Source organism: Sulfurimonas sp. (assembly GCF_041583195.1).
Lineage (GTDB): Bacteria > Campylobacterota > Campylobacteria > Campylobacterales > Sulfurimonadaceae > Sulfurimonas.
Genome location: NZ_JBFHGL010000002.1, coordinates 136,785 through 162,130, shown reverse-complemented (window position 1 = coordinate 162,130; position 25,346 = coordinate 136,785). Strand labels below are relative to the sequence as shown.

Annotated in this window: 25 protein-coding genes; 14 read left to right on the top strand and 11 right to left on the bottom strand. The window is 35.9% G+C overall.

What is annotated here, in order from left to right:
* Genes nuoL through ABZA65_RS02565 form a run of 11 tightly spaced genes read right to left on the bottom strand, consistent with a single transcriptional unit; the run spans position 1 to position 9,951 of the window.
* The gene (gene nuoL, locus ABZA65_RS02615) at positions 1-1,845 is read right to left on the bottom strand and encodes an NADH-quinone oxidoreductase subunit L (protein ID WP_373070293.1); all 1,845 of its coding nucleotides are present in this window, start codon (positions 1,843-1,845) and stop codon (positions 1-3) included.
* Positions 1,845-2,156 (bottom strand): NADH-quinone oxidoreductase subunit NuoK, encoded by a 312-nt coding sequence (nuoK, locus tag ABZA65_RS02610; protein WP_373070291.1) that lies wholly within the window; start codon positions 2,154-2,156, stop codon positions 1,845-1,847. Before nuoK ends, nuoL begins: the two co-directional genes overlap by 1 nt.
* Positions 2,153-2,644, bottom strand: coding sequence for an NADH-quinone oxidoreductase subunit J (locus tag ABZA65_RS02605; protein WP_373070289.1), 492 nt, complete (start codon positions 2,642-2,644; stop codon positions 2,153-2,155). Before ABZA65_RS02605 ends, nuoK begins: the two co-directional genes overlap by 4 nt.
* Positions 2,631-3,155, bottom strand: a complete 525-nt coding sequence (locus ABZA65_RS02600) for an NADH-quinone oxidoreductase subunit I (protein ID WP_373070287.1) — start codon at positions 3,153-3,155, stop codon at positions 2,631-2,633. The genes ABZA65_RS02605 and ABZA65_RS02600 overlap by 14 nt, the downstream gene beginning before the upstream one ends.
* Positions 3,155-4,444, bottom strand: coding sequence for an NADH-quinone oxidoreductase subunit H (locus ABZA65_RS02595; protein WP_373070285.1), 1,290 nt, complete (start codon positions 4,442-4,444; stop codon positions 3,155-3,157). The genes ABZA65_RS02600 and ABZA65_RS02595 overlap by 1 nt, the downstream gene beginning before the upstream one ends.
* A complete protein-coding gene (locus tag ABZA65_RS02590) occupies positions 4,441-5,802 on the bottom strand; it encodes a 2Fe-2S iron-sulfur cluster-binding protein (RefSeq protein ID WP_373070283.1) in 1,362 nt (453 codons plus the stop codon). Before ABZA65_RS02590 ends, ABZA65_RS02595 begins: the two co-directional genes overlap by 4 nt.
* Positions 5,799-7,043 carry an NADH-quinone oxidoreductase subunit NuoF gene (nuoF, locus tag ABZA65_RS02585; RefSeq protein ID WP_373070281.1) on the bottom strand — a complete coding sequence of 415 codons (1,245 nt, stop codon included), beginning with the start codon at positions 7,041-7,043 and terminating at the stop codon, positions 5,799-5,801. The genes ABZA65_RS02590 and nuoF overlap by 4 nt, the downstream gene beginning before the upstream one ends.
* Positions 7,040-7,477 (bottom strand): NAD(P)H-dependent oxidoreductase subunit E, encoded by a 438-nt coding sequence (locus tag ABZA65_RS02580; RefSeq protein WP_373070279.1) that lies wholly within the window; start codon positions 7,475-7,477, stop codon positions 7,040-7,042. Before ABZA65_RS02580 ends, nuoF begins: the two co-directional genes overlap by 4 nt.
* Complete coding sequence (locus ABZA65_RS02575) at positions 7,474-9,093, bottom strand: NADH-quinone oxidoreductase subunit D (protein WP_373070277.1); 1,620 nt, start codon at positions 9,091-9,093, stop codon at positions 7,474-7,476. The genes ABZA65_RS02580 and ABZA65_RS02575 overlap by 4 nt, the downstream gene beginning before the upstream one ends.
* Positions 9,083-9,601 (bottom strand): NADH-quinone oxidoreductase subunit B, encoded by a 519-nt coding sequence (locus tag ABZA65_RS02570; protein ID WP_373070275.1) that lies wholly within the window; start codon positions 9,599-9,601, stop codon positions 9,083-9,085. The genes ABZA65_RS02575 and ABZA65_RS02570 overlap by 11 nt, the downstream gene beginning before the upstream one ends.
* Positions 9,592-9,951, bottom strand: coding sequence for an NADH-quinone oxidoreductase subunit A (locus tag ABZA65_RS02565; protein WP_373070273.1), 360 nt, complete (start codon positions 9,949-9,951; stop codon positions 9,592-9,594). The genes ABZA65_RS02570 and ABZA65_RS02565 overlap by 10 nt, the downstream gene beginning before the upstream one ends.
* Positions 9,952-10,100: 149 nt before the next feature.
* On the opposite strand from ABZA65_RS02565, the gene ABZA65_RS02560 reads away from it, so the two are divergent.
* The 14 genes from ABZA65_RS02560 (at position 10,101) to rimP (ending at position 25,340) form a co-directional block, all read left to right on the top strand.
* Positions 10,101-10,835 (top strand): fumarate reductase cytochrome b subunit, encoded by a 735-nt coding sequence (locus ABZA65_RS02560; RefSeq protein WP_373070271.1) that lies wholly within the window; start codon positions 10,101-10,103, stop codon positions 10,833-10,835.
* On the top strand, positions 10,835-12,832 hold the full coding sequence (locus tag ABZA65_RS02555; protein ID WP_373070269.1) for a fumarate reductase flavoprotein subunit: 1,998 nt from the start codon (positions 10,835-10,837) through the stop codon (positions 12,830-12,832). Before ABZA65_RS02560 ends, ABZA65_RS02555 begins: the two co-directional genes overlap by 1 nt.
* Positions 12,825-13,568: a fumarate reductase iron-sulfur subunit gene (locus ABZA65_RS02550; protein ID WP_373070267.1), complete on the top strand. Its 744-nt coding sequence runs from the start codon at positions 12,825-12,827 to the stop codon at positions 13,566-13,568. The genes ABZA65_RS02555 and ABZA65_RS02550 overlap by 8 nt, the downstream gene beginning before the upstream one ends.
* A gap of 40 nt (positions 13,569-13,608) precedes the next feature.
* Positions 13,609-14,961 carry an NADP-specific glutamate dehydrogenase gene (gene gdhA, locus ABZA65_RS02545; protein ID WP_373070640.1) on the top strand — a complete coding sequence of 451 codons (1,353 nt, stop codon included), beginning with the start codon at positions 13,609-13,611 and terminating at the stop codon, positions 14,959-14,961.
* A 15-nt stretch (positions 14,962-14,976) separates the two neighbouring features.
* Positions 14,977-16,227 (top strand): mechanosensitive ion channel family protein, encoded by a 1,251-nt coding sequence (locus ABZA65_RS02540; protein WP_373070265.1) that lies wholly within the window; start codon positions 14,977-14,979, stop codon positions 16,225-16,227.
* 20 nt (positions 16,228-16,247) lie between these two features.
* Positions 16,248-17,306 carry a flagellar biosynthesis protein FlhB gene (gene flhB / locus ABZA65_RS02535; RefSeq protein WP_373070263.1) on the top strand — a complete coding sequence of 353 codons (1,059 nt, stop codon included), beginning with the start codon at positions 16,248-16,250 and terminating at the stop codon, positions 17,304-17,306.
* A 32-nt stretch (positions 17,307-17,338) separates the two neighbouring features.
* Positions 17,339-18,010: a bifunctional oligoribonuclease/PAP phosphatase NrnA gene (locus tag ABZA65_RS02530; protein WP_373070261.1), complete on the top strand. Its 672-nt coding sequence runs from the start codon at positions 17,339-17,341 to the stop codon at positions 18,008-18,010.
* Entirely contained in the window at positions 18,007-19,374 is a 1,368-nt protein-coding gene (locus ABZA65_RS02525; RefSeq protein WP_373070259.1) for a M23 family metallopeptidase, read from the top strand. The genes ABZA65_RS02530 and ABZA65_RS02525 overlap by 4 nt, the downstream gene beginning before the upstream one ends.
* Before the next feature lie 9 nt (positions 19,375-19,383).
* Positions 19,384-20,268: a UDP-3-O-acyl-N-acetylglucosamine deacetylase gene (gene lpxC, locus ABZA65_RS02520; protein ID WP_373070257.1), complete on the top strand. Its 885-nt coding sequence runs from the start codon at positions 19,384-19,386 to the stop codon at positions 20,266-20,268.
* Positions 20,261-20,722 (top strand): hypothetical protein, encoded by a 462-nt coding sequence (locus ABZA65_RS02515; protein ID WP_373070255.1) that lies wholly within the window; start codon positions 20,261-20,263, stop codon positions 20,720-20,722. Before lpxC ends, ABZA65_RS02515 begins: the two co-directional genes overlap by 8 nt.
* 9 nt (positions 20,723-20,731) lie before the next feature.
* Complete coding sequence (gene thrB / locus ABZA65_RS02510; protein ID WP_373070253.1) at positions 20,732-21,613, top strand: homoserine kinase; 882 nt, start codon at positions 20,732-20,734, stop codon at positions 21,611-21,613.
* Between the two features lie 276 nt (positions 21,614-21,889).
* Positions 21,890-24,526 (top strand): translation initiation factor IF-2, encoded by a 2,637-nt coding sequence (gene infB / locus ABZA65_RS02505; protein WP_373070250.1) that lies wholly within the window; start codon positions 21,890-21,892, stop codon positions 24,524-24,526.
* A 9-nt stretch (positions 24,527-24,535) separates the two neighbouring features.
* A complete protein-coding gene (gene rbfA / locus ABZA65_RS02500; protein WP_373070248.1) occupies positions 24,536-24,901 on the top strand; it encodes a 30S ribosome-binding factor RbfA in 366 nt (121 codons plus the stop codon).
* On the top strand, positions 24,891-25,340 hold the full coding sequence (gene rimP / locus ABZA65_RS02495; protein ID WP_373070246.1) for a ribosome maturation factor RimP: 450 nt from the start codon (positions 24,891-24,893) through the stop codon (positions 25,338-25,340). The genes rbfA and rimP overlap by 11 nt, the downstream gene beginning before the upstream one ends.
* Positions 25,341-25,346 lie beyond the last annotated feature (6 nt).

Sequence of the window (25,346 nt, the reverse complement as noted above, 5' to 3'; positions counted from 1 at the left end):
TTACACCCCTAGTTTTATAATAATATATACACTCATTGCAGATATACCCACAAGCATATAGAGTGCGTAGTAACGCACCATACCGTTTTGGAGTCTTGAAAAAATCTTTCCGCAAGAGAGATATACCCACACGTTAAATCTAACAATAAAGTCAAACCCTTTTGGATCGATAACATTTGCAATAAGTGTGCTTAATGAAACGATAGGCTTCATAATCAAAAACTCGTAGAACTCATCTATGTAGAATTTATTAATAATTACTCTTTTGACTAAATTATTTGGTTGAACCTCTTTGGCATCTTTAGCGTATAGTTTATATGCTACACCCATACCGATAATTGCCAGCACTACATTTAAAGACTCAAGCATAAGCTCTTGAGAATGAGCTATATGAAAAGAGTTTTGAGTAATACCTAAAAATTTTGAAAAATCATCTTGTATGAAACCCGCAAATGTAGCACCTATGGCTAATATAACAAGTGGTATAGTCATTGAAGACTTTAGATCTACAAGTGTTTTTGTATTTTCGTTTGAGTGAAATACTACAAACAAAAGTCTAAACATATAGTAAGATGTAATTGCCGCAGTCAGTGAAGCAAGCACCCAGATAGTCGTATAACCAGACGAAAAAGCTGACACTAAAATGGCATCTTTTGAGAAGAAACCTGCAAAAGGCGGAATTCCGCTTATTGCCAGAGTTGCTATAAACATAGTTATATATACAAGTTTTAGCTCACTCTTTAGTCCGCCCATTTTAAATATATTTTGTTCATGATGCATAGCGATTATAACAGCCCCTGCACCCATGAAAAGAAGCGCTTTAAAAAATGCGTGTGTAAAGACGTGAAATATACCCTCATCGTAAAAACCAAGCCCAACTGCTACAAACATATATCCAAGCTGACTCATAGTCGAATACGCAAGTATCTTTTTTATATCGCTTTGGTACGAAGCTATAATAGCTGCAAATAGTGCAGAACTTACACCTATGATGGCTATAAACTCTCCGACATTTGGAATAAGTTCATATATAAAACTAAATCTAGCCACCATATATACACCCGCAGTTACCATAGTTGCGGCATGAATTAAAGCAGATACCGGTGTCGGACCAGCCATAGCATCAGGAAGCCATACATATAGAGGTATCTGAGCAGATTTACCCATAGCACCTACAAATAAAAGGACACCAATAAGGGTTAGTATAGAAGTGTCAACGTTAGATATATTTGATTCAATATCGACAAATGTAAAACCATTGGTACCTGCAACTAAAAACAAAATCAGTATACCCATGATAAAACCAAAGTCACCCACACGGTTAAGTATAAAAGCTTTGTTTGCAGCTTTTATATTTGCACCATTTTCATGGTAGTATCCTATTAAAAGGTATGAGCTAAGTCCTACCAGCTCCCAGCCAATAAACATGATCATTGGAGTATTTGCAAGTACAAGCAAAAGCATACTTCCCATAAAAAGGTTAAAGTAGGCAAAGAACTTTCCAAAGCCTGCATCGCCACTCATATATCCAACAGCATATATATGAATCAGAAGTCCTATTGATGTAATAAATCCAATCATTACAGCAGATAAAGGATCTGCTACAAATGCAAGATCAATTTTGAATTTGTCTATACTGATCCACTCAAAAAGTACAGTGTGTATACTTTCTCCCGTTGAGATCACTTGTGATAAAACTATTAAAGAAAATATTGTAGTTACTAAAATTGAACCCACACCGATAAAGGTATAGAGTTTTTCTCTTTGTTTTGAAGGATCGTAAAGATATGTTAGAGCCAAAATCAAAGCAGATAAAAAAGGAAGAATAACTATAAGATTTAACATTATTTTACCTCGCTTTGAGCTAAGTCTTTAAAGTCATCACTGTCAATAGAGCGTCTTAGTCTGTTGAGGTGAATTATAATTGCTAAAAACAAAGCTGCTTCGGCTGCAATCACAGCTATTATGATCAGAGCCATAACACTACCAGCAGGATCGTTAGATAGTTTTGAAAGTGTTGCAAGGATGAGGTTGATTGAGCTTAGCATCAACTCTATAGATATATAAACTATAAAAAGGTTGCGTCTGCTTACAATTCCCACTAAACCAATTGAAAAAAGAACTGAGGCTAAAAGGAAGAACATATCCGGATTCATGTATTCTCCTTTCTAGCTATCACGATAGCTCCGATCATAGCAGTTAAGAGCAGGATTGATACTATCTCAAACGGCAGTACCCAAGAGTTAAAAAGCTCATTTCCTATATCTTTTGAGGTAAAGGAGTTTTGCGTAAACTCTTTTGCTACAGACGATAATGTCTTGTAGATTAAATATGTAAAAGGTAATACCAGAGCCGAACTAAAAATAATCCACTTGTATCTGTTTGGCTCATTTGGAAGGTTTTTCTCTTTTGCATTTACGCTAAGCACTGCAAGCATGCTTAAAACAACAACAGCACCTACTGAGACCATTATTTGAGCTAGGGCTAAAAATCTGTTGTCAAGCAGGGCAAACATTCCACCAAATCCAATCATTACTATTAAAAAACCAAAAACACTAAAAACAGTCTGTTTATTTGTAATAATAGCAATTGCACCGCCAAGCATAAAAAGGCTTAGAATTATAAATATACTAACTTCTAGCACAACTGTTCTCCTCTCCAAAAGCACCCTTATAACTTAGTAGCTGATCTTTGTTTAAAACAAAATCTTCACGTGAATTACCCGTAAGTGAAAAAATACCCGTATCCATACGGATTGCATCACATGGACATGCTTCTACACAGTAACCGCAGAATATACACTCTAAGGTATCTATTGAAAAACTCTTCGGCATTTTCTCATCTTTATTATCATCTCTCTCAGTCGCTTCTATAAATATACAATCAGACGGACAAGCGGTTGCACACATAAAACACGCTACACAAGCTATGGTGTCATCAGCTCTGTGAGTCAGTCTGTGAAGACCGCGGTATCTGCTTGTAATATCACTAGGTTGTTCTTCAGGGTATTCAAGAGTATCAACTGCATTTGAATTATTTATGTTTGTAAAGAAGTGTTTAAATGTAACCTTGCAACCTTCATATATGGCAGGAAGATATAGTCTGTCTTTAAAGTTTTTCCCATATCTTGGAGTCGTTATAATATTTTTACCCATTAGTTTACTCCTACAACAACTATGGCTGTTACAAACAAGTTAAATAGTGAAAGCGGTAAAAGATAGTTCCATCCTAGGCTTTGAACCTGGTCGTATCTAAACCTCGGTAGCGTCCAACGGATTAAAATGAAAAACATGTTAAACGCCATTAGTTTTAAAACAAATATAACAACCTGAATCATAGTTACTGCTATCTGAGTTGCAAGTACATTTGGGATAAGGGATAGATAAAGTAAAATTGCATCTACAACTACGGCTAAAAACAGTAAAAATATAGTTATAACTTTAGTCTCGAAAATTCTACCGCTATCTGTAGTTACGCTTGGGCGTACACGGTTGTTTTTTCTCATAAAACTGATCATCCACCAAGTAAATGCAGGTACTAAAACTATAAGTGCATAGGCAAAATAGTTGAAGTTTTCAAGAAGCATCTGAGTCGATACATAAGGTAGTTGATAACCTCCGAAGATCATAGTGATTATTACTGCACTTGCCGTATTCATAGCTACATACTCACCCATAAAATACATAGCAAATTTCATAGCAGAGTATTCAGTCATATATCCGGCAACTATTTCACTTTCACCCTCAGCAACGGTAAACGGGTTACGGTTTGTCTCGGCAAATAATGCAACAATGAGTATGATCGAAGCAAGAGGTTGCAGAAAAACTCCCCATGATGGTAAAAACCCAAAAAGTGTATCAGTTTGATACTGCACCATTGCGTTAAAGTCAACCGTGTTGTATGTAACTATAAATGAGATAATAGCCAGACCAAGAGGCAACTCATAACTTACAACCATAGATGTAGCACGCATAGCACCAAGAAGTGAGTACTTGTTATGTGAGAGCCATCCACCAAATATTACACCTATAACCCCGACAGATCCGATAGCCAAATACCAAAACACTCCATACTCTACAGGAAGCGGCTGCATTCTTAATGCTTCACCGTCTATTATAAGAGTATCTGCAAAAGGTATAACCATAAAAGCTAAAAGTGCGGCAGTAAAAGTGATAATAGGTGATAGCATAAAAAGCCATCTTCCTATTTTTATGTGTGATGGATAATATTCCTCTTTTATAAGAAGTTTTACAACATCTGCAAAACTCTGAACTACACCGCCTAAGCGAAAACCAAATATATTTGTACGGTTTGGTCCAAGTCTGTCTTGAACAAGACCTGCAGTACGGCGCTCAAGCCATACAAGAACAGGTATGGTTAAAAGTGCGAGCAGTGCACCAAGAACAAAAGCAGTGATCGCTACGATAATTGATGCCATACTCATAACTCCAACCTTTTAAACCACTGTGCAATTGTAGGTATAGGCTCATTTAATGTAATGGCTTTTTTCAGATGTTGGGTTATGCCGTCTATATTTGTAAAACTTCCGCTGTTTTCTACATAAGTAGCTATTGGGATCGTAAGAATAGTTTCGAGCTCAAACTTATGTGTTTGAAAACTGATTATCTCTTTGGAATCTATCTTAGTTATGTCAGGATGGTTGAAATTTATAACTAGATCCGCATCTTTTGGCATCTCGTCTAAAATATTTAGATTTTGAATAGTTTTAATATTTGCTATTTTGTATTTTGAGCGTAACATATCATCTTCAAACTCTTCATCTATGTATGTATCTTGCGGGCAGTATAGTTTAGCACCTATCTTTTCTGAGAACTCTTTGATCATCTCTATCTCTTCATTAAAAAGTGAAGCATCTACAAGCACTGCAATAGCTTTGGCTTTTTCAATAGAGTTTTTTAGTATATCTTTCTCGTTTACATGAGTTGACTTTATCATTCTGTTATTTAGAAGGTTTTTATAAGAGAGTCTTCCCTCATTACATATAAAAAAGCCGTTTACTTCCAAGTTTTTACGAGGGCGGAAACGGTATATGTTTTCATCTTGATATTTTAGTTTGTTGTGATCTATGTAAATGTTGCAGTTTTTTGCACAATGTGTACATACTGATTCGCTTGATTCTAAAAACCAAACGCGTTGAGCAAATCTAAAATCTTTAGATGTCAATGCTCCAACAGGACACAGATCTACTACATTCATTGCATAAGGATTATCAAGCTTACGTCCCGGCATTGTCGTTATGTGTGCTTCATCCCCTCGACCAACGATTCCAAGTTCATGAGTATGTGTTATGTTGGCAGTAAATCGTGTACACCTTGCACATAGTACACAACGCTCCTGATCAAGCATAACGTTTGAGCCTAAGTCTATATGTTTATGGTGTGTAACTTTATCAAGACCATACATATGTGAGTCGTGTAGCCCATACTCCATATAATACTCTTGCAGACTGCATTCACCAGCCTGATCGCAGATAGGACAGTCAACAGGGTGGTTTATAAGCTCAAGTTCTAATATATCTCTGCGTATTTTTTTAATAGGGAGTTTTTTACCTTGAGAATACACTACCATTCCATCTTTTACAGGTGTATCACAAGCAATCTGCGGTCTTTTTTGACCCTCAATTTCAACCATACACATACGGCAGTTACCATCAGCCCCTAAAGCCTCATGGTAGCAAAAGTATGGAACTCTAAGATTTTCTTTTATAAGCAGATCTATAAGAAGCGAATCCTTTTCAACTTCGTAAGTATTATTATCAACCGTAACTTTAACTAGACTCATATTTTTGCTCCGGTTGATTTGTTATAAGCCTCAAACTCATCACGAAACTTACCGATAAAAGAGTTTATAACACTGCTAACTGCTGGTGCAAAAACACAGATTGTTTTACCGTTCATTGTATCTGAGATCTCAAGCAGTTCATCTATATCTTCACTACTTCCATTACCGCTTAGTATTTTTTCAACCAGTTTATCACTAAGACCAGTTCCTTCACGACATGGTGTACATTGTCCACAAGATTCTTCATGGTAAAATTCAAGCAGATTTTTTAAAGCCTCAACCATATTCGTGTCTTCATCCATAACAATCATACCACCGGTACCTAATGCACTGCCGATTGAACGTAAATATTCATAATCTAGTTTAGCTTCCATTACTTCATCTGCTGTTAATATATCTGTTGAAGCTCCTCCTGGTATTACGGCTTTTAGTTTTTTTCCATCTCTTATACCGCCGCCAAAATGCTCTATATAATCCCACATACCTGTGCCAAATTCAGCCTCATAAACACCGCGGTTTTTAACATGTCCGCTCATTGCAAAAAGAAGAGTCCCGGGACTTTTATCTGTTCCGAATTTTCTATACCCCTCTGCACCGTTATCTATAATGTAAGGAACAGAAGCGATTGTTTCAACATTGTTTACAAGTGTAGGATTGCTAAAATACCATTCACACTCTTTTTGTTTTGGTTTTAGTCTTGGGTGTCCGCGTTTACCTTCCATAGATTCTAAAAGGGCTGATTTTTCACCGCAGATATAAGCTCCTGCTCCGCGGTGGATCGTAATGTCGCAGTTATTTAGTAGACCTTCGGTATATGCTTCATCTATAGCACCTTGCAAAATATCTTGATACTGCTTATACTCTCCACGGATGTAAATATATGCATGTTTAGCTTTTATAGCATGGCATGTGATTAGGATTCCCTCTATTAAAAGGTGTGGATCTTTTGAAATTATCTGTCTGTCTTTAAAAGTTCCAGGTTCACTCTCATCACAGTTAACTGCTAAGAAACTTGGTTTGTCACTATCTTGTGGCATAAGTGACCATTTTTCTCCTGCAGGTGCACCGCCACCGCCTTTTCCTCTGAGACCGCTCTCTTTAATGATCTCAATTATCTGTTTCGGCTCTAGTTTATAAGCTTTTTTAAGTGCATTGCTGTATGCACCGTTTGCTTTAGCGACTTTTAGAGTATGGGAGTCTTTTATAGAAAAGTGTTTAGAGACTATTTTTACTTCTCTCATAACAACTCCTCTAAAATATCATCCACTTTTTGGGGTGTAAGATTTTCATAATTTACATCTTTGATCTGCATAACGGGACTTGTTCCGCAAGAACCAAGACACTCTACATACTCGATCTCAACATCCTTACTCTTTAGGTGATCTAAAATTTCATCACTTCCGCAAAGTTTGCATGAAAGTGTCTTACACACAGACACAAGAAGTTTTTCTTGTTTTTGCAGCTTAAACATTGTGTAAAATGTAGCTACTCTGTAGATCTCCATAGGCGGAAGTTTGGTTATTTTAGAGATCTCATCAATTGCTTCAAGAGATATAAATCCATCTTGATATTGCGCCATCCAAAGTAGAGGAAGACTTAGTGCATCAAGAGACGGGTATCGTGTTTTTAAGAACTCTATTTGTTTTAAATTATCATCTGAAAACTGAAAACTCATCTGTCCATCTCCCCAGCGATGATATTTAAACTCCCAAGAGTCAAAATTGCATCTGCTACCTGATAGCCTTGAATGATCTCAGGATACGCCGCCATATGGTAAAAACTAGGTGGTCTGACTTTGACTTTATACGGAGTACCGCTTCCATCACTAACTACATAAAAACCAAGCTCGCCGTTTGCAGCTTCATAAGCTGAGTAGTACTCACAAGCAGGAACTTTAACGCCGTCTATAGTAAGCATAAACTGATTCATCATCCCTTCAATCGAGCCGTATACACACTGCTTTGGAGGGAGGATTATACTTTTATCATTAACACAGATATCACCGTTTGGAAGCTCATTTACGGCTTGGCGGATAATTCTCATACTTTGGTTGATCTCTTCAATACGAACCATCATACGATCATAAGTGTCACCAACACTTCCAACTACCATGTCAAAATCAAAGCTTTCGTAAAAATCATAAGGTTTTGCAAAACGAAGATCGTATGGGACTCCGCTTGCTCTAAGATTTGGTCCTGTCCATCCGTAACTTATAGCCTCATCGGCACTTACTGGTGAGATATCTTGGAGTCTGTCGTTAAATATACGGTTATGCTCGATCATCTTTTTAGATTCAGTTATACCGTAATCTATTTTTTTAAGTACGTCTTCTAGATCATCCTGCCAGCCATCGTATAGATCATGTGTCATACCGCCAACGCGCATAAAAGAGTTTGTAAGTCTAGCACCTGTGAGTTTAGATAAAAAATTATAAGCATCGTTACGAGGATTGAAAAAGTACCAATAGTTAGTTTGTCCACCCATATCCAAAAGACCTGCTGCTAAACATACAAGATGATCAACTGCACGCGAGAGTTCAGAGAGTATTACACGTATGAACACGCCGCGATCAGGAAGTGTAACACCCAGCATATCCTCTATAGTCTTAGAAAATGCGATGTTGTTCATAAGTGCAGAACAGTAATTAAGCCTGTCAGTGTATGGAATTATTTGGTTGTAGGTATGGTTTTCACAGCTTTTTTCAAACCCGCGGTGCAGGTATCCGATCTCACTTACACTTGCTACTATTTTTTCACCATCAAGTGCAGCAAGTGTCCTTATAGTTCCATGAGTTGCGGGGTGTGATGGTCCAAGGTTTATAACCATAAGATCATCTTTATCCATATCTAGATCGTTTTTATCTAAAACAGGTTTTAACTCATCGAGAAGATCTTGTGTTTTAGTGCAGTAGTGAGCATCTCTAATATTATAATCTTTTCTAAGAGGATGACCTACAAACTCCTCATGGTTTAGTATGCGTTTTAGAAGCGGGTGATCTTGAAAATTCACGCCGTACTGATCATACACTTCTCTCTCAGCCCAAGTAGCTGATCTAAACAGAGAGCTTATACTTTTAACACCTTTTATTTCATCTTTTACATAAACTTTAATGTTCAGCGTATTTTCAAAAGTTTTATCCCTAAGTATATAAATAAGCTCAAACCTGGCAGGTGCTTTTCTGTATAAATTATCCACACACGTGATATCAAGTAAAAGTGAAAAACCTTTATGATCTCTTGCATCCAAGATGAACTCATAGAGATCATTAACATCTATAATATTAAATGTCATCTAATTTACCCTTGAAATCACTATGTTTAACACTGAAGTTATCTTCACGCTTTAGTTGTCGTTGAATATCTAGCACGGCATCTATAAGTGCTTCTGGACGTGGAGGGCAGCCTGCAACGTATACATCAACGGGTACAATCTCATCAATTCCCTGAAGTGTTGTATAGTTATCGTAAAAACCACCTGTAGATGCACAAGCACCCATAGCTATAACCCATTTAGGTTCAGGCATCTGATCATACACCTGCTTTAAAATAGGAGCCTGTTTATGGCTAACAGTTCCTGCTACTACAAGGAGATCTGCATGTCTTGGAGAGAATCGAAGGACTTCAGCCCCAAAACGGCTAATATCGTAGCGACTTGCAGCTGTAGCCATAAACTCAATCGCACAACAAGCCGTTCCAAATACAAAAGGCCAAAGTGAAGCTTCACGTCCCCAGTTTACAACTGCATCAAGCTTTGTAGTAATAATGGCATCATCTAGAAGATTTGTATGACTTAGATCCATTTTAAAACCTTTGACTTATACACATATATAAGTCCGCCAACTAGCAAACCTATAAAAACAAACATCTCTAGTATCCCAAATATTCCAAGTTCTCTTAAATTTAGTGCCCATGGGAACATAAAAAGAACTTCAACATCAAAGATTAAAAATATGATTCCCACTAGAAAAAACTTAACGTTAATCTTGTCAAAAACATCTTTATGCGTATCTCTAACACCGCCCTCAAAAGGTTCGTTTTTTCTTTCATTATCGCTTGATGTGCCCACATACTTTGTAAGATGGAATATTAGTGGAAGTAATATAGCGATTGCTACTATCATCAAAGATGAAAGTAAGATGTTTGATTGCATATTAAATTTAACCTTATGCGTTGTATATATTTGACATATTGTGGTATATTTTTTGTTATATAGTGCTTAAAGTTTTAAAAGATTTTGGAGAGTTTAATTTATAAGAATTTTATTGTAAAATACGAAAATATTTAAACGGGAGAGTGTGTATGAAGCAGGAAAAGTTAGACAAAGTACCGGCCAAACTTGATTTTACTCAAAGTATTACAGGTTTAATACTAGCAATATTCATAATGGGGCATTTACTCTTTGAAGCATCTATTCTTATTAGTAAAGAGATGATGTACAAAGTTACTATTATGTTTGAGGGGTATTACTTTTTTGGTGAGACTTATCCTGGAATAGTATCATTTATGGCTGCATTTATATTTACTATCTTTATCGTTCACGCTGCAATTGCCCTTAGAAAATTTCCTGATAACTATAGACAACACAAAGCTATGAAAAGACATACTTTAGGGATGAAACACGAAGATACTTACCTTTGGATTATTCAACTCTCAACCGGCTTTTTAATGTTTTTCATAGGTAGTGTACACCTCTATATTATGATGGCTGAACCATCAGACATAGGGCCTTATGCTTCATCGTACCGTGTAGTTCATGAGATGATGGCACCTCTTTATCTTCTCCTTTTGATCTCCGTAGTTACACACGCTTTTATAGGACTTTACAGACTTGCTCTAAAATGGGGTTTCATGGAGGGTAAAAATACAAAAGTATCCCGTGCAAGACATAAACTTTTAATGAGAGTGTTTATAGTATTTTATCTTGTGTTAGGAAGTGCATCACTTTATAAATATATAACTATCGGTCTTGAACATGATTACAGTGCAGGCGTAAAAAAATATGAAAGCAAAACGATTAAGATGGAGAACCACTAATGAAAATAATTTATACAGATGTCTTAATTATAGGTGGTGGTTTAGCAGGACTTCGTGTAGCAACTGGTGTAAAAGAACGTGGACATGATGCGGTTGTTTTAACACTTGTTCCTCCAAAGAGAAGTCATTCAGCAGCAGCTCAGGGTGGTATGCAGGCATCTTTAGCAAACTCTGCTATGGGCGAGGGTGATAATGAAGATGTTCACTTTGAAGATACGATCAAGGGTAGTGACTGGGGTGCTGATCAGGTAGTTGCTCGTATGTTCACACACTGTGCTCCAAAAGCTATTCGTGAACTTGCTCACTGGGGTGTGCCTTGGACTAGAGTTAAACGTGGTGATCACCAGTCAATCATAAATGCTCAAAAAGTAACTATTACGGAAAAAGATGAAGCTCATGGTTTGATCACTTCACGTGATTTTGGCGGTACTAAAAAGTGGCGTACATGTTATACATCTGATGGAACTGGACACTCTATGCTTTATGCTATGGATAATAAAGCGCACGAAGATAAAGTTGAGATCCATGAACGTTTAGAAGCTATGGCGCTTATACATGAAAATGGAAGATGTTATGGTGCTGTAGCACGTAATTTGATGAGCGGTGAATTAGTAGCATATGTTTCAAAAGCTACTACCATAGCAACAGGCGGTTACGGGCGTATCTACAAAGTTTCAACAAATGCCATAATCTGTCAAGGTACAGGTCAGGCTCTTGCTATCGAGAGCGGTGTTGCAACACTTGGAAATATGGAAGCTATTCAGTTTCACCCAACAGCTATTGTGCCAGTTGGTATTTTAACTACAGAGGGTTGTCGTGGAGATGGAGGACTTTTACTCGATAAAGACGGTTATAGATTTATGCCTGATTATGAGCCGGATAAAAAAGAGCTTGCAAGCCGTGATGTTGTGAGTCGTCGTATGACTGAACATATGCGCAAAGGCAAAGGTGTAAAAAGTCGCTATGGTGATCACCTATGGCTAGATATCACAATTCTTGGGCGTGAACATATTGAGAAAAACCTGCGTGAAGTAAAAGAGATCTGTGAGAACTTTTTAGGGATCGATCCTGCAGAGGAATGGATTCCAGTTCGTCCAACACAACACTACTCTATGGGTGGGATTCGCACAAAATACACAGGTGAATCCCAAACACTAAAAGGGCTTTATTCGTGTGGTGAAGCAGCTTGTTGGGATATGCACGGGTTTAACCGTCTTGGAGGAAATTCTGTTAGTGAGACAGTTGTGTCTGGAATGCTTATAGCAGAATACATATCAGATTATTTAGACACTCCTGATAGTGATCTCTCTATCCATACTAAAAATGTTGAAGAATTTGTAAAAATAGAACAGGCTAAACTTGACAAGCTGCTAGAGAACCATGGAGGTGAAGATGCTTATGTGCTTCGTCGTCGCATGGAGCAGATCATGATGGAAAAAGTAGGTATTTTTAGAAACGGTAAAGATCTAAAAGAAGCGGTAGATGAGCTTGAAGAGCTTTTAATAAGAAGTAAAAATATAGATGTTTTCCGTTCAAAAAGCCGTGCTGCAAATCCAGCTTTAGTCAATGCATACCGTACTCAAAAAATGATTAAAGTAGCACTGACGGTTGCAATGGGAGCATATCTAAGAGAAGAGAGTCGTGGTGCTCACTCTCGTGAAGATTTCCCTGAAAGAAATGACGAGAAATGGCTAAAACGTACCATAACTTCATGGCCGGATCCTGAACAGACACTACCGACTGTTACATATGAAGACATAGAAGTTGACACTATGGAACTACCACCTGGTTTTAGAGGTTATGGAAAAGATATGACTATTCATAACTCTGCTACAAAAGCTCATCAAGAAAAAGTGGATTCAATTAGGGCTACAATGGAAGCTGATGGTAAAGACAGATTTGAAATTCAAGAAGCGTTAATGCCGTTTAAAGACAAACTGCCTAAAAAATATCAGGGTAGAAATGAAAGATTAAATGAAAGGTTAGAAAATGAGTAGTGAAGAAAAACCAAGAATATTAAAGATAGATATACTCAGATTCGATCCGCACGATCCTAAAGATTTTCCAAAGTTGGAGCGTTTTGAAGTTGAAGAAGCTGATGGAATGACACTTTTTGTAGCACTAAATGATATTCGTGAACATCATGATAACTCTTTAAAATATGACTTTGTATGTCGTGCAGGTATATGTGGAAGTTGTTCTATGCTTGTTAATGGGCGTCCAACTTTGGCTTGTCGTACACTTACATCAAAACTAGATGAACATATAACCTTAGCACCGCTTCCGTTATTTGAGTTAATAGGCGATCTTTCAGTGTTCTCAGGTAAATGGATGCGTGGACTAAATGAGAAGCTTGAAACTTGGATCCACAATAAAGAAAAAGAGCTCGAAGTTGATAAATTAGAAGAAAGAATGGAACCAGAGTTAGCAGATGCCATATATGAGCTTGATAGATGTGTAGAATGTGGTTGTTGTGTGGCTGGTTGTGGTACAATACAGATGAGACCGTATTTTAAAGGGGCAGTCGGTTTAAATAAAATAGCTCGTTACCATTTAGATCCACGTGATAAAAGAAGTGATGAAGAGTATTATGAACTTATTGGAAATGAAGACGGTGTATTTGGCTGTATGACACTTTTAGGGTGTGAAGACGTATGTCCAAAAGATTTACCTCTACAGAGTAAAATAGCTTATTTAAGACGAATGATGTTAAAAACGGCAATAAAAAACTAAAAATATTATGTTAATTAAATAAAAGGAATGGGAAATATAAATAATGAATGTAAATGATTTAATTAAAAAATTTGAAAAACCAACTGATAGTAATCAACTATTTTACCAAGCGATGGAGGAAGTTGTTCTTTCAATTGCTCCGCTATTGGATTCAGATGACAGGTACAAGAAGAATGCTATATTAGAGCGTTTGGTTGTGCCTGACAGGGTTATAAAATTTAAAGTTGAATGGTTTGATGATAATCAAAATATTCAAGTCAATACAGGTTATCGTATACAGTTTAATAATGCGCTTGGACCATATAAAGGCGGTCTTCGTTTCCACCCTACTGTAAATGAAGGTGTATTGAAATTTTTAGCATTTGAACAGATATTTAAAAACTCACTTACTGGTCTTCCAATAGGTGGAGGAAAAGGGGGAAGTGACTTTGATCCAAAAGGTAAAAGTGATTTTGAGGTTATGAAGTTTTGTTCGGCTTTTATGACTGAACTTCACAAGTATATAGGTCCTCGTGTGGACGTTCCTGCCGGTGATATAGGTGTAGGTGCCAGAGAGATAGGTTATCTGTTTGGTGAATATAAAAAGATTACTTCAAAATATGACGGTATATTAACAGGTAAGCCATTTATGTTTGGCGGATCACTAATGCGTCCTGAAGCTACTGGTTACGGACTTATATATTTTACGGAAACTATGCTTGAACTTGAGAACAAAGAACCACTTACGGGTAAAATATGTACGGTTAGCGGTAGCGGTAATGTTGCACTTCATGCTATTGAAAAACTATATCACTTAGGTGCAATCCCTGTTACATGTTCAGATTCAAAAGGTACTATATACCATAAAGAGGGTGTTGATTTGGATCTTCTAAAAGATATGAAGTTTAATAGACGCGTGTCTTTAGAAGAGTACCTAGAGGTACATCCGGAAGCTACATATATTCCTGCTGAAGATTATCCTGCTGATGGGCATGCCGTATGGGATATACCATGTTATGGAGCATTCCCTTGTGCTACTCAAAACGAGCTTACGGGTATGGATGCACAAAATCTTATAGCTAATGGTGTTGAAGTAGTAGCTGAGGGTGCAAATATGCCGTGTACTACTAAAGCTACAAATGACTTTTTAAATCATAAAATATGTTTTGGTCCTGCAAAAGCTGCAAATGCAGGTGGTGTTGCCGTAAGTGAATTCGAGATGGCTCAAAATGCATCAATGGGTAAATGGAGCTTTGAAAAAGTTGACCAAAAGCTTAAAACTACAATGCAGCAGATTGCAAAACGTGTTGTTTTAACTGCTAAAGATTACGGTGTTGAAGGTAACTATGTAGACGGTGCAAATATAGCAGGTTTTAAAAGAGTAGCAGATGCAATGATAGCTGAAGGTATCTAAAATACAGGAGATTTTATGATCAGAGTTTTTATAAGTTTAGTATTTTTATCTGTATTATTAGGTGCAAATGATGCTTTGGCACCTTTTGTAAATGAACAACTCTCGATCATAAAACAGATCAATAACTATGAAGTTGTTAAAGATATAAACAGTGTTTTATCTGTAGCAGGTTTGAGTGTAGTCAAAGTACTGCTTATACTTTTTGTATCTCTATTCTTGTTTCTAATTAGAAAATATTTATATGATTTGGTAGAAAAACTTTTTGTAAAACTTAGCTATACAAGAAAAAGTGCACATGAGATACTAAAATCTTTAAAATCATCATTTGAATATCTACTTATATTTATTAATATACATATAGCTATATATATCTACAACGATTTTATGCCTAATGAGATTATAAGTATGGTATTTGCAATCATTTACAGTCTAATGTTTACGATTGTTTTATATAAAGTGATCAATAAAATAGCTTATATGAAAGTCAAAAAGATAGACAAAGATAATTCTAAAATAAAAGCTTCCGTTATCAATGTAGGGATTAAAATAATAAATTTTATTATTTTAATACTTGGAATTCTTTTAGTACTATACTATGCAGGCGTTAATTTAACTGCGGTTCTCTCTGGTCTTGGTATAGGTGGTTTTGCGGTTGCGTTAGCTGCAAAAGACTCACTAGCAAACTTTTTTGGGACACTTTCAATCTTACTTGGTGACACGTTTAGACAGGGTGATTGGATAGTTGCAGATGGTGTAGAGGGTACTGTAGTGGAGATAGGTCTTCGTGTTACAACTGTAAGAACGTTTGATAATGCTTTAATCTCTGTGCCAAATGCAAATTTAGCAAATACAGATATTAAAAACTGGAATAAACGTGAGGTTGGACGCCGTATAAAGATGAGTCTGGGTGTTAAGTACGACTCAAAGAGCCAAGATATAAAAAAAGCAGTAAACGATATAAGAGAGATGCTTCAAAACCATCCAGGAATTGCAACTGACAATACAGAGATAAGTAAGAATGCCAAACAAGAAGCAAAAATGGTATCTTATGAAGATGCAAATGGAATTAAAAAGACACTTATGGTTTATCTGGATGAATTTAGTGATTCAAGTATAAACATTTTAGTTTATTGTTTTTCTAAAACAGTAGTTTGGGCAGAGTTTCTTGAGTTAAAAGAAGATGTGATGTATAAGATTATGGAGATTTTTGAAAAAAACAATCTAGAGTTTGCTTTTCCGTCTATGTCGATTTATAAAGAAAATTAAGATTAAGAGAGTAGCTGTAGATGGCTGATGACGCTGAGAAAACAGAAGAACCCACCCCCAAGAAGATAGAAGACGCCAGAAAAGAGGGTAACGTACCAAAAAGCCAGGATGCTTCAGGTGTTGGTACTCTTTTTATTGCAATTCTTGCTTTTTTAATGCTTTTTCCTTTTTTAGGTAAGCATATGATAGGGCTTTTTGAATACTATTTTTCCTTGCAAGGTACACCTCTTGATTCAAGACTAATGGTAGATATTGCCATAGTAACTATAAGAGAGTTCTTGATAATGGTTATGCCAATAGCTATCGCTGTTGCAATAGCAGGTATTTTAGCAGCACTCGCTCAGTTTGGTTTTTTGTTTACTACAAAAGCAATCGTGCCTGATTTAAAAAAACTAGATCCTATAAAGGGTACTAAAAATCTATTTTCAATGAAAAAACTTATAGATGGTGTAAAGACAACTTTCAAGTCTTTTACAACTCTTGGTGTTGGTTTTATATTTTTCTTTTTCTTTATTAAAGAGCTTCCCACTGTTGCATTAATGAGTCTTGCAGATCAAATGGAATGGCTTGCGGATAAGGCTCTTATTATCGCACTTGTTATGCTTTTGATTATATTCGTATTTGCAGTAATAGACATAATTATAGTTAGAAAACAGTACTTTGACGGACTAAAAATGAGTAAACAGGAAGTTAAAGATGAGATGAAAAATATGGAAGGGGATCCTTTAGTAAAATCAAAGATCCGCCAAATTCAAATGCAGGCGAGTAGAAAAAGGATGATGGCTGAAGTTCCAAATGCGGATGTTGTCGTAACAAATCCGACTCACTTTGCCGTAGCTCTAAAGTATGATGCAGAGGTAAGTCATGCTCCAATTGTTGTAGCAAAAGGTAAAGATAATGTAGCACTTCAGATCAAGAAAATAGCACGTGAAGCGGGTGTCCATGTTATGCAGGACCCTCCACTTGCTCGTGCACTTTATAAAGATGTGGAGATCGACAAGCCTATTCCTGAAGCACTTTTTGCAGCCGTGGCTGAAGTATTAGCATTTGTATATAAGGCTAACAAAAACAAAAACTAGTATAATTGCAAAAATTTTAAAGAAGAGTTTTTGTGCTAAGTTTAGAACAAATCAATGATGCAGATCATATAGTTATATCTTTGCCGAGTGATGCAGATGATGCTCTTATTGCATCTGCAAATGCACTATATTCTTTTATTTTAACACAGCATAAAAAAGTAAGCTTTTATTCTGAGTGTGAGGATAGCAAAAAAAACTTGAGTTTTTTACCTTGGATGGATAAGCTTAAAAATTCTTATCCTTCTTCAGCGGATATGGATATAAAACTTGAGAGCTCTAAAGATGTTTTCAGTTTTTTTAAAAGCAATGAGATTAAACTAAATTCAAAGATGGCTACATCACTATATGCTTCTTTGATTGCAAGGACTAAAGGCTTTTTAAATAATGTTAATGGCATAACTTTTGCTTTGGCTTATGAGCTTGTTGAAGCTGGTGCCGATGTTGATAGTTGTAACAGATATATTCTAAATTATAACTCATTGGCTAGCCTTAGACTAAAGGCTATACTCTTAAAGAAAATGGTGCTGAGTGATTCTGGTGAAACGGCACTGATTAATCTAGAAGATAGTGATCTTAAATGTAGCGGATCTACTTTAAAAGATGCAAAAATAGTTGTAAAAGATGCACTTTCTTTACCAACTGTAAATAGAGTAATAGTAAAATACAAAAATAAAGAGATTTTTAATGAAGGAGATTTGGTTTGAGAAGAAGGAACAATAGTTCATCTATAGGTACACTTATATTATTTGCACTGATTATTGGTGGAGGCATCTACCTTTACAACTCTAAAATGTTTGAGAGAAATATACCTCAGGTAACACTAAGCACTAACGGTTATTGGAATTTGAAAAAACCTTTGAGTTTAGAAATTGAAGATGCTAGCGGTATTCAATCATATAGAGTTTCTTTAAAAAGTTTATCTGGTGAAAAAGTACTATATTCAGACCAACCTCTTGTATTACAAAACAATGTAAATATAAATGTAGAACCTCCTCGCAGTGCTTATGCTATGAAAGATGATGTTATAACTTTAAGTGTTGAAGCTGTTGATGGCAGCAAATGGAACTTTTTTAAAGGTAACTCTGTAGTAAAAGATTATGAATTGAAAATCGATAAACGCAGACCGTCTGTAGTTACAATCGCACACTCATACAAGATTAACAAAGGTGGTTCGGCTGTAGTTATTTTTAAAGCTGAAGATGAAAACCTAAAAGACATGTATATTGAAACAAACTACGGTAAAAAATTTATAGCTCAACCATTTTATAAAGACGGTTATTTTATATCTCTTCTAGCTTGGCCTGTAACAGAGAGAAACTTTAAAGCAAATATCGTTGTTAAAGATTATGCTGGAAATATGGCAAAAAGTTATATTCCTCTATATCTGAAAAATAAAAACTATAGAATATCACGCATTAATATAAGTGATAGATTTTTAAGCGGTAAAATCGCTGAACTGGCAGAGGAATTTTTAGAAACTCAAGGTGTAGAAAATCCACTAGAGCAGTTTAAAATAATAAATGAAGATGTCCGTGCTAAGAATGAAAAATTAATTCATGAGATAACTTCAAAAGTTCCTCAGGAAAAAGTATCACAACTTAAAATCAATAAGATGTATCCGCTTAAAAATGCACAGGTTGTTGCAACGTTTGGTGATCATAGAAAATATCTTTATAAAGGTAGCTATTTAAGTGAATCATTTCACTTAGGTTTAGATTTGGCCTCAAATGCTATGGCTGAAATTAAGCCTCAAAATAGCGGAGATGTAGTATACTCAGACTTTAATGGACTATATGGTAATATGCCGATAATTCATCATGGTTTAGGACTATACACACTTTACGGGCATTGTTCAAGTGTAAGTGTTAATAGCGGTGAGTTTGTAAATGCTGAACATTCTATTGCAAGAAGTGGAAAAAGTGGGTATGCAATGGGTGATCACCTACACTTTGGAGTTCTTGTTCAAGGTATCGAAGTTCGCCCAGCTGAGTGGATGGATACTGCTTGGATCAAGCTAAATATTACAGATATAATCGATAATGCTAAAAATATTATCGATGGGAAATAAGGGTATATTATGTATCAGAGTACAATTAAAAAAAGTGTAGAATTAGTAGGTATAGGTCTTCACAAAGGATCTCCTGTAAAGCTTAAACTTGAACCTCAAGAAGCAAATGGAGGGATTGTTTTTTATAGAAGTGACGTTGATGTAGCTATACCTCTTATTCCTGAAAATGTTGTAGATACGAAAATGGCTACCGTGATTGGTAAAGATGGAAACGTTATATCTACAATAGAGCACCTTTTATCTGCAATATATGCATATGGAATAGATAATTTAAAAGTTACGGTTGATGCTGATGAAGTACCTGTAATGGATGGAAGCAGTGCAAGTTTTTGTATGCTTTTAGACGAGGCAGGAAGACAAGAGTTAGATGAGCCTAAAAAAGTTATGCGTATTAAAAAAGAGGTTGTAGTTCAAGAGGGTGAAAAGTATGTAAAATTATCACCTTCACCAGATCTAAACTATGACTTTACAATCAAGTTCCCACACCCAGTAATCAAACAACAAGACTACTCTTTAAAATTCACTAAACAAGCTTATAAAGATGAGATTTCACGTGCTAGAACTTTCGGTTTTGTTCAAGAAGTTCAGTATCTTCGTTCAAAAGGTTTAGCACTTGGCGGATCGTTAGAAAATGCAGTTGTATTAGACGATAAAAAAGTTCTAAATCCTGAGGGGTTAAGATATTCAGACGAGTTTGTAAGACATAAAATTCTAGATGCTATCGGTGATATGAGCCTTATCGGGATGAACTTCATAGGAAACTATGAAGCAATGGCGGGAAGTCATGATCTAAACCACAAACTGACTCTTGAGCTTTTAAAGTCTGAAGAAAACTACGAAGTTATAGAACTTGTAGGTGAAAAAACGAAAGAGTTAGAAAAAGCGTATGCTTAAAAATGTAGATGTAGTTTGCGTAACTCTTTCATCTCCGATCTTAATTGGAGTATATGAAAATAAAAAACTTATAGAAACTATATCTACAGAGGAAAAAACTTCTGAAGTATTACCTGAAATATTTGAAGAGCTTTTAAAAAAATATGAGATCAAAAATCTTTTTTATGCAAAAGGTCCCGGAAGTTTTATGGCTATAAAGATCACATATCTTTTTTTAAAATCACTATCTATTTTGAAAAAAATTCCACTTTTTGCAACAGATGCGTTTTATTTTAATGATAATCAACCAATAAAAGCGATTGGAAAGCTATTTTTTGTTAAAATCTTTTCTAAAATAGAAACTCAAAAACTAGAAAAAGCGCCTATTGGTAAATTTGAACTAAAAGATGTGCTTGAGTATGATGAGTTTGATGAAAATACAACGCCCCTATATGCAATAGGAGCAGTTGGATAGGAAAAACAATTGGAAATTAGCGTACCAGCTACTAGTGCAAATTTAGGACCGGGTTTTGATTCACTTGGTCTTGCGGTTGATTTAAGAAATAAAGTTGAATTTCATCCATCGAAATTTTTTAGTGTATCTATAAAAGGTGAGGGTGAAGGTAACCCTAGACTTAAAGGAAATAACCTTTTTATAGGTATATTTAACGAACATTACAACCGTCTTACAAAAAAAAGACAAACATTTAAGTTTACTTTTTATAACCAAATACCTATGTCAAGAGGTCTTGGAAGCTCTTCTGCAGTAATTGTATCTGCTATTGCGTCTGCTCATGAGGCAGCAGGTATTAGAGTTAGCAAAAGAAGAATACTAAACCATGCACTTGTATATGAAAACCATCCAGATAATATTACGCCTGCAGTGATGGGTGGATTTAATGCTGCTACTGTTGAGAAGAACAAGGTTTTTTCACAAAAAAAGCATCTGCCTGATTATATAAAAGCTGTAGTTATTATCCCAAACAAGCAGATGAACACGTCACGTTCTCGTACGGTTCTGCCTAAGTCTTATTCAAAAGATAATGCAGTATATAATCTTTCACACACGGCACTTAGCGTAGCTTCGTTTTTTAATGAAGACTGGGAGATGTTGCGTTTGGCTTCTCATGACAGATTTCATCAAAAAGCAAGAATGAAAACTCTGCCTGAGCTTTTTGCAGTTCAAAAAGTTGCATATGAAAGTGGAGCACTTATGAGTACGTTAAGTGGAAGCGGTTCTACGTTTTTTAATATGGTTTATGATGAAGATGCAGCTATGATTGCAAACAAATTAAAGCAAAAATTTCCGGAATTTACAGTTAAAACATTAAATTTTGATAATAATGGTCTAATTATAGAGCGATAAGCTATTAAAAAAGAGCAGATTTAGATATAATGGCGAAAAAATTTTACCAACCAAGTAGAATGTGTATATGTTGCAGGGAAAGAGATTTTCAGAAAAACATGCTTAGACTGCAATGTATAGACTCAAATATAGAAGTTTTTAATGGGGTTGGTAGGACATTTTATTTGTGCGATAACTGTTTAAATGATGATAAAAAGTTATTGCGTTGCTTAATGCGTCAATGTAAGAGTGGCGATAAAGAAAAATTATTGAATAAAATAAAGGAGATCATCACTGATGATAGATAAAGTTAGAGTACACGAAGTTGCAACAGAGTTGGGTATAGCTTCAAAAGATGTTATAAATAAAGCAACCGAGATGGGACTAGTTGTAAAGTCAGCACAAAGTACAGTAAGTATGGAAGATGCTGAACAAATCATGAACTATATTATGAATGGTGATTCTCCTGCACCAAAGAAAGAAGATAAAAAACCTGCAAAAGCAAAAAAAGCTAAAGCAGAAGAAAAAACTGAAGATGCAGAACCTAAAAAAGAGGAAAAAGCAGCTGAAGTAAAAGAGACTAAAAAAGAAGAGAAAAAAGAGCCTAAAGCTAAAGAAGAAGAGAAAAAAGAGCCTAAAGCTAAAGAAGAGGAAGTTTCTGAACAAAAAGAAGAGTCTTCTAAAAAAGACGAGCCTAAAATAAAAACAGTTCAAGTTCCAAAGAAAAAGCTTGGCGGACTGAAAATTGTTAAAAAGAAAAAACCTTCTGCTGAGACTAGTGTAGAAACTAGTTCAAACGATAGCTACGATGTTCCTAAAAAACAGCCAAAAGTATCTTCATACGGTAAGATGAGTGCAGAGGTTTTAGAAGAACTTGCATCTAAGAAAAAAACTAAAAAAGAAGCACCTGTAAGTAAAAAAGATGCGGGAACTAAGATGGATATATTCGGCGGTTCTATGGCTGAAGTATCAATGGATATGGATGATCAGGTAACTCTACTTGACCTAAATGCGACTGAGCGTGCACCACTTGAGCCAGAAGCTCCTAAAAAACCTAAAGCTCCTAAGCCTATTGGTAGAAATTCTAACAAAGGTAAAAATGCAGGACGCGGTAGAAAAGTATCTCGTGATAAGCGTAAAAAATACGTAAAAGAAAAACCTGTTGATGAAGTTGTAACACACGTTGAAATCCCTGAAGATATTCGTGTTTATGAGTTTGCTGAAAAACTAAACCGTCCTATGGGTGAGATCATCAAAGTACTATTTGATCTTGGTATGATGATGACTAAAAATGACTTCTTAGGAAGTGATGAGATAGAGATTCTATCTGAAGAGTTTGGTGTTGAAGTTACTGTAATTGATCCTAAAAATGAGTTTAACTATGAAGAGGATTTATCTCACGATATTGAAGAAGATCCAAATGCAGTTAAACGTCCACCTGTTATTACAATTATGGGTCACGTTGATCACGGTAAGACTTCACTTCTTGATGCTATTAGAAGTGCTAAAGTTACTGAAGGTGAAGCTGGTGGTATCACACAACATATCGGTGCATATACGGTTGAGCAACACGGTGAGCCAATCACATTTATAGATACTCCGGGTCACGCGGCATTTGGTGCTATGCGTCAACGCGGTACTGATGTAACAGATATTATTATTATTGTTGTAGCTGCTGATGATGGTGTTAAACCTCAAACTGAAGAGGTTATAAAAATTGCTAAAGATTCAGGTGCACCTATAATTGTAGCACTTAATAAAATGGATAAAGAGACAGCTAATCCAGACTTAGTTAAAGGTCAGATGGCCGAGCATGGTATTACTAGTATTGACTGGGGTGGAGATGTTGAGTTTATTCCATTATCTGCTAAAACTGGTATGGGTATTGATGATCTGTTAGAGAACATCCTTATCACTTCAGAAGTACTAGAGCTTAAAGCTAACCCGAACGTACCTGCAAAATCTGCTGTTGTTGAGGCTTCACTTGAAAAAGGTCGTGGTCCTGTTGCTACGGTTATCGTTCAAAACGGTACCTTAAAAGTTGGTGACAATATTGTTTGTGGTAGCTCATATGGACGTGTTAAAGCGCTGATCGATGAAAATGGAAAACAGATTAAATCGATCGGACCATCACACACTGCACAAGTTGCAGGACTTGATACTGTTCCACCATCAGGTGAAGTTTTAATGGCAGTTTCAAGTGATAAAGAAGCTAAAGAATACGCTCATAAACGTTATGAATATGACAGACATAAAGAGCTTTCTAAATCAACTAAATCAACTCTAGAAGATATGACAGCTATGATTGCGGAAGGTCGTCTTAAAACTCTTAAAGTTGTACTTAAAGCAGACGTTCACGGTTCACTTGAAGCACTTAGAACTTCATTAAGTGAGTTAAGAAATGAAGAGGTAAAAGTTGAAGTTATCTCAACTGGTGTCGGTGGTATTACTGAAAACGATGTAGAGTTAGCGAGTGCGAGTGATAACTGTGTACTTCTAGGATTTAACATCCGTCCAACAGGTTCAGTTAAAGCACTAGCTAAACAGCGTGGAATTGAGATCAGAAACTACTCTGTAATTTATCAACTACTTGATGATGTAACAGCAATGTTAACTGGTATGATGGATCTTAAATTTACAGAAGAAAACACTGGTCAGGCTGATGTTCAAGATACATTCAAAACACCAAAAGGTATGATTGCTGGTTGTACGGTTGTTGATGGTAAACTTATCCGTGGTGGACTTGTACGTGTTATCCGTGAGGGTGTTGTTATATTTGAAGGCGAACTTACTTCTCTTAAACGTTTCAAAGATGATGTTGAAGAAGTTGGTAACGGATACGAATGTGGTGTTGGTATCAAAGGTTACGACGACGTTCAAGTTGGCGATGTAATCGAAACATTCAAAAAAGTTGAACAAAAAGTTTCACTGTAAAGAACTAAAGTGACTGACGCACAAATAAAACTAAAAAGAACTGACTCTATCTTACAAGAGCTTATCCCTGAAGCTCTTAGTCAGTTAAATGATAATCGTCTACATGAACTAGACGTTATAGAAGTTAGATGCTCTAAAGGGCGTGATGATGCTAAGGTATACATCGACCCAAGCTATTTTAGTGAACAAGAAAAATCTGTACTTCTTAAACAATTAAAAAAAGCCAGACCAATCATTGAAGATTATTGTATGAAAGATCAAGGCTGGTTTCGTTCACCAAAACTAAAATTTGAGTTTGATGAGCACCTAAAAAAAGCTCAAACTATTGATGAGCTATTTAAAAAAATATCTAAGGATAAAAACAATGAGTCTTGAGAGCGATATTGAATCATTTGTTAAATCTCTTGATTTAGAACTTTACGATATTTCTACAGTAAGTGAATTTGATGAGACTATATATAGAATATCTGTAGTTTCTACTGAAATAGAAAATGGAAAAAGAAAGCCTGTAAGTCTGGATACTTGTGCAGAATTAAGCCGTTTAATATCTCCGCTTTTAGATGTAACTCCTCCAGTAAGCGGTGATTATCGCCTAGAAGTATCAAGCCCTGGTATTGAGAGAAAACTAAAAAACCTGCACCAGTATGAGCTTTCAATCGGTGAAAATGTACAGCTTGGTTTTTCTAGCCGTGATAAGTTAAAAGGTAAACTCTTAAGAGTTGAAGATTCTAAGATAACTCTAGAAGTTGACGGTAAACAAGAGAGTGTCGACTTTGGCGAAATATCAAAAGCAAAAACATATTTTGAATGGTAGTCGATC

Coding starts and splice junctions, on each gene's coding strand:
- ABZA65_RS02540 (WP_373070265.1), top strand. CDS start 14,977: ATGATCAGAGTTTTTATAAGTTTAGTATTTTTATCTGTATTATTAGGT.
- ABZA65_RS02590 (WP_373070283.1), bottom strand. CDS start 5,802: ATGAGTCTAGTTAAAGTTACGGTTGATAATAATACTTACGAAGTTGAA.
- flhB (WP_373070263.1), top strand. CDS start 16,248: ATGGCTGATGACGCTGAGAAAACAGAAGAACCCACCCCCAAGAAGATA.
- ABZA65_RS02560 (WP_373070271.1), top strand. CDS start 10,101: ATGAAGCAGGAAAAGTTAGACAAAGTACCGGCCAAACTTGATTTTACT.
- lpxC (WP_373070257.1), top strand. CDS start 19,384: ATGTATCAGAGTACAATTAAAAAAAGTGTAGAATTAGTAGGTATAGGT.
- infB (WP_373070250.1), top strand. CDS start 21,890: ATGATAGATAAAGTTAGAGTACACGAAGTTGCAACAGAGTTGGGTATA.
- ABZA65_RS02555 (WP_373070269.1), top strand. CDS start 10,835: ATGAAAATAATTTATACAGATGTCTTAATTATAGGTGGTGGTTTAGCA.
- nuoF (WP_373070281.1), bottom strand. CDS start 7,043: ATGAGAGAAGTAAAAATAGTCTCTAAACACTTTTCTATAAAAGACTCC.
- ABZA65_RS02600 (WP_373070287.1), bottom strand. CDS start 3,155: ATGGGTAAAAATATTATAACGACTCCAAGATATGGGAAAAACTTTAAA.
- ABZA65_RS02595 (WP_373070285.1), bottom strand. CDS start 4,444: ATGAGTATGGCATCAATTATCGTAGCGATCACTGCTTTTGTTCTTGGT.
- ABZA65_RS02515 (WP_373070255.1), top strand. CDS start 20,261: ATGCTTAAAAATGTAGATGTAGTTTGCGTAACTCTTTCATCTCCGATC.
- ABZA65_RS02570 (WP_373070275.1), bottom strand. CDS start 9,601: ATGGATCTAAGTCATACAAATCTTCTAGATGATGCCATTATTACTACA.
- ABZA65_RS02575 (WP_373070277.1), bottom strand. CDS start 9,093: ATGACATTTAATATTATAGATGTTAATGATCTCTATGAGTTCATCTTG.
- ABZA65_RS02550 (WP_373070267.1), top strand. CDS start 12,825: ATGAGTAGTGAAGAAAAACCAAGAATATTAAAGATAGATATACTCAGA.
- ABZA65_RS02565 (WP_373070273.1), bottom strand. CDS start 9,951: ATGCAATCAAACATCTTACTTTCATCTTTGATGATAGTAGCAATCGCT.
- rimP (WP_373070246.1), top strand. CDS start 24,891: ATGAGTCTTGAGAGCGATATTGAATCATTTGTTAAATCTCTTGATTTA.
- nuoL (WP_373070293.1), bottom strand. CDS start 1,845: ATGTTAAATCTTATAGTTATTCTTCCTTTTTTATCTGCTTTGATTTTG.
- nuoK (WP_373070291.1), bottom strand. CDS start 2,156: ATGAATCCGGATATGTTCTTCCTTTTAGCCTCAGTTCTTTTTTCAATT.
- ABZA65_RS02580 (WP_373070279.1), bottom strand. CDS start 7,477: ATGAGTTTTCAGTTTTCAGATGATAATTTAAAACAAATAGAGTTCTTA.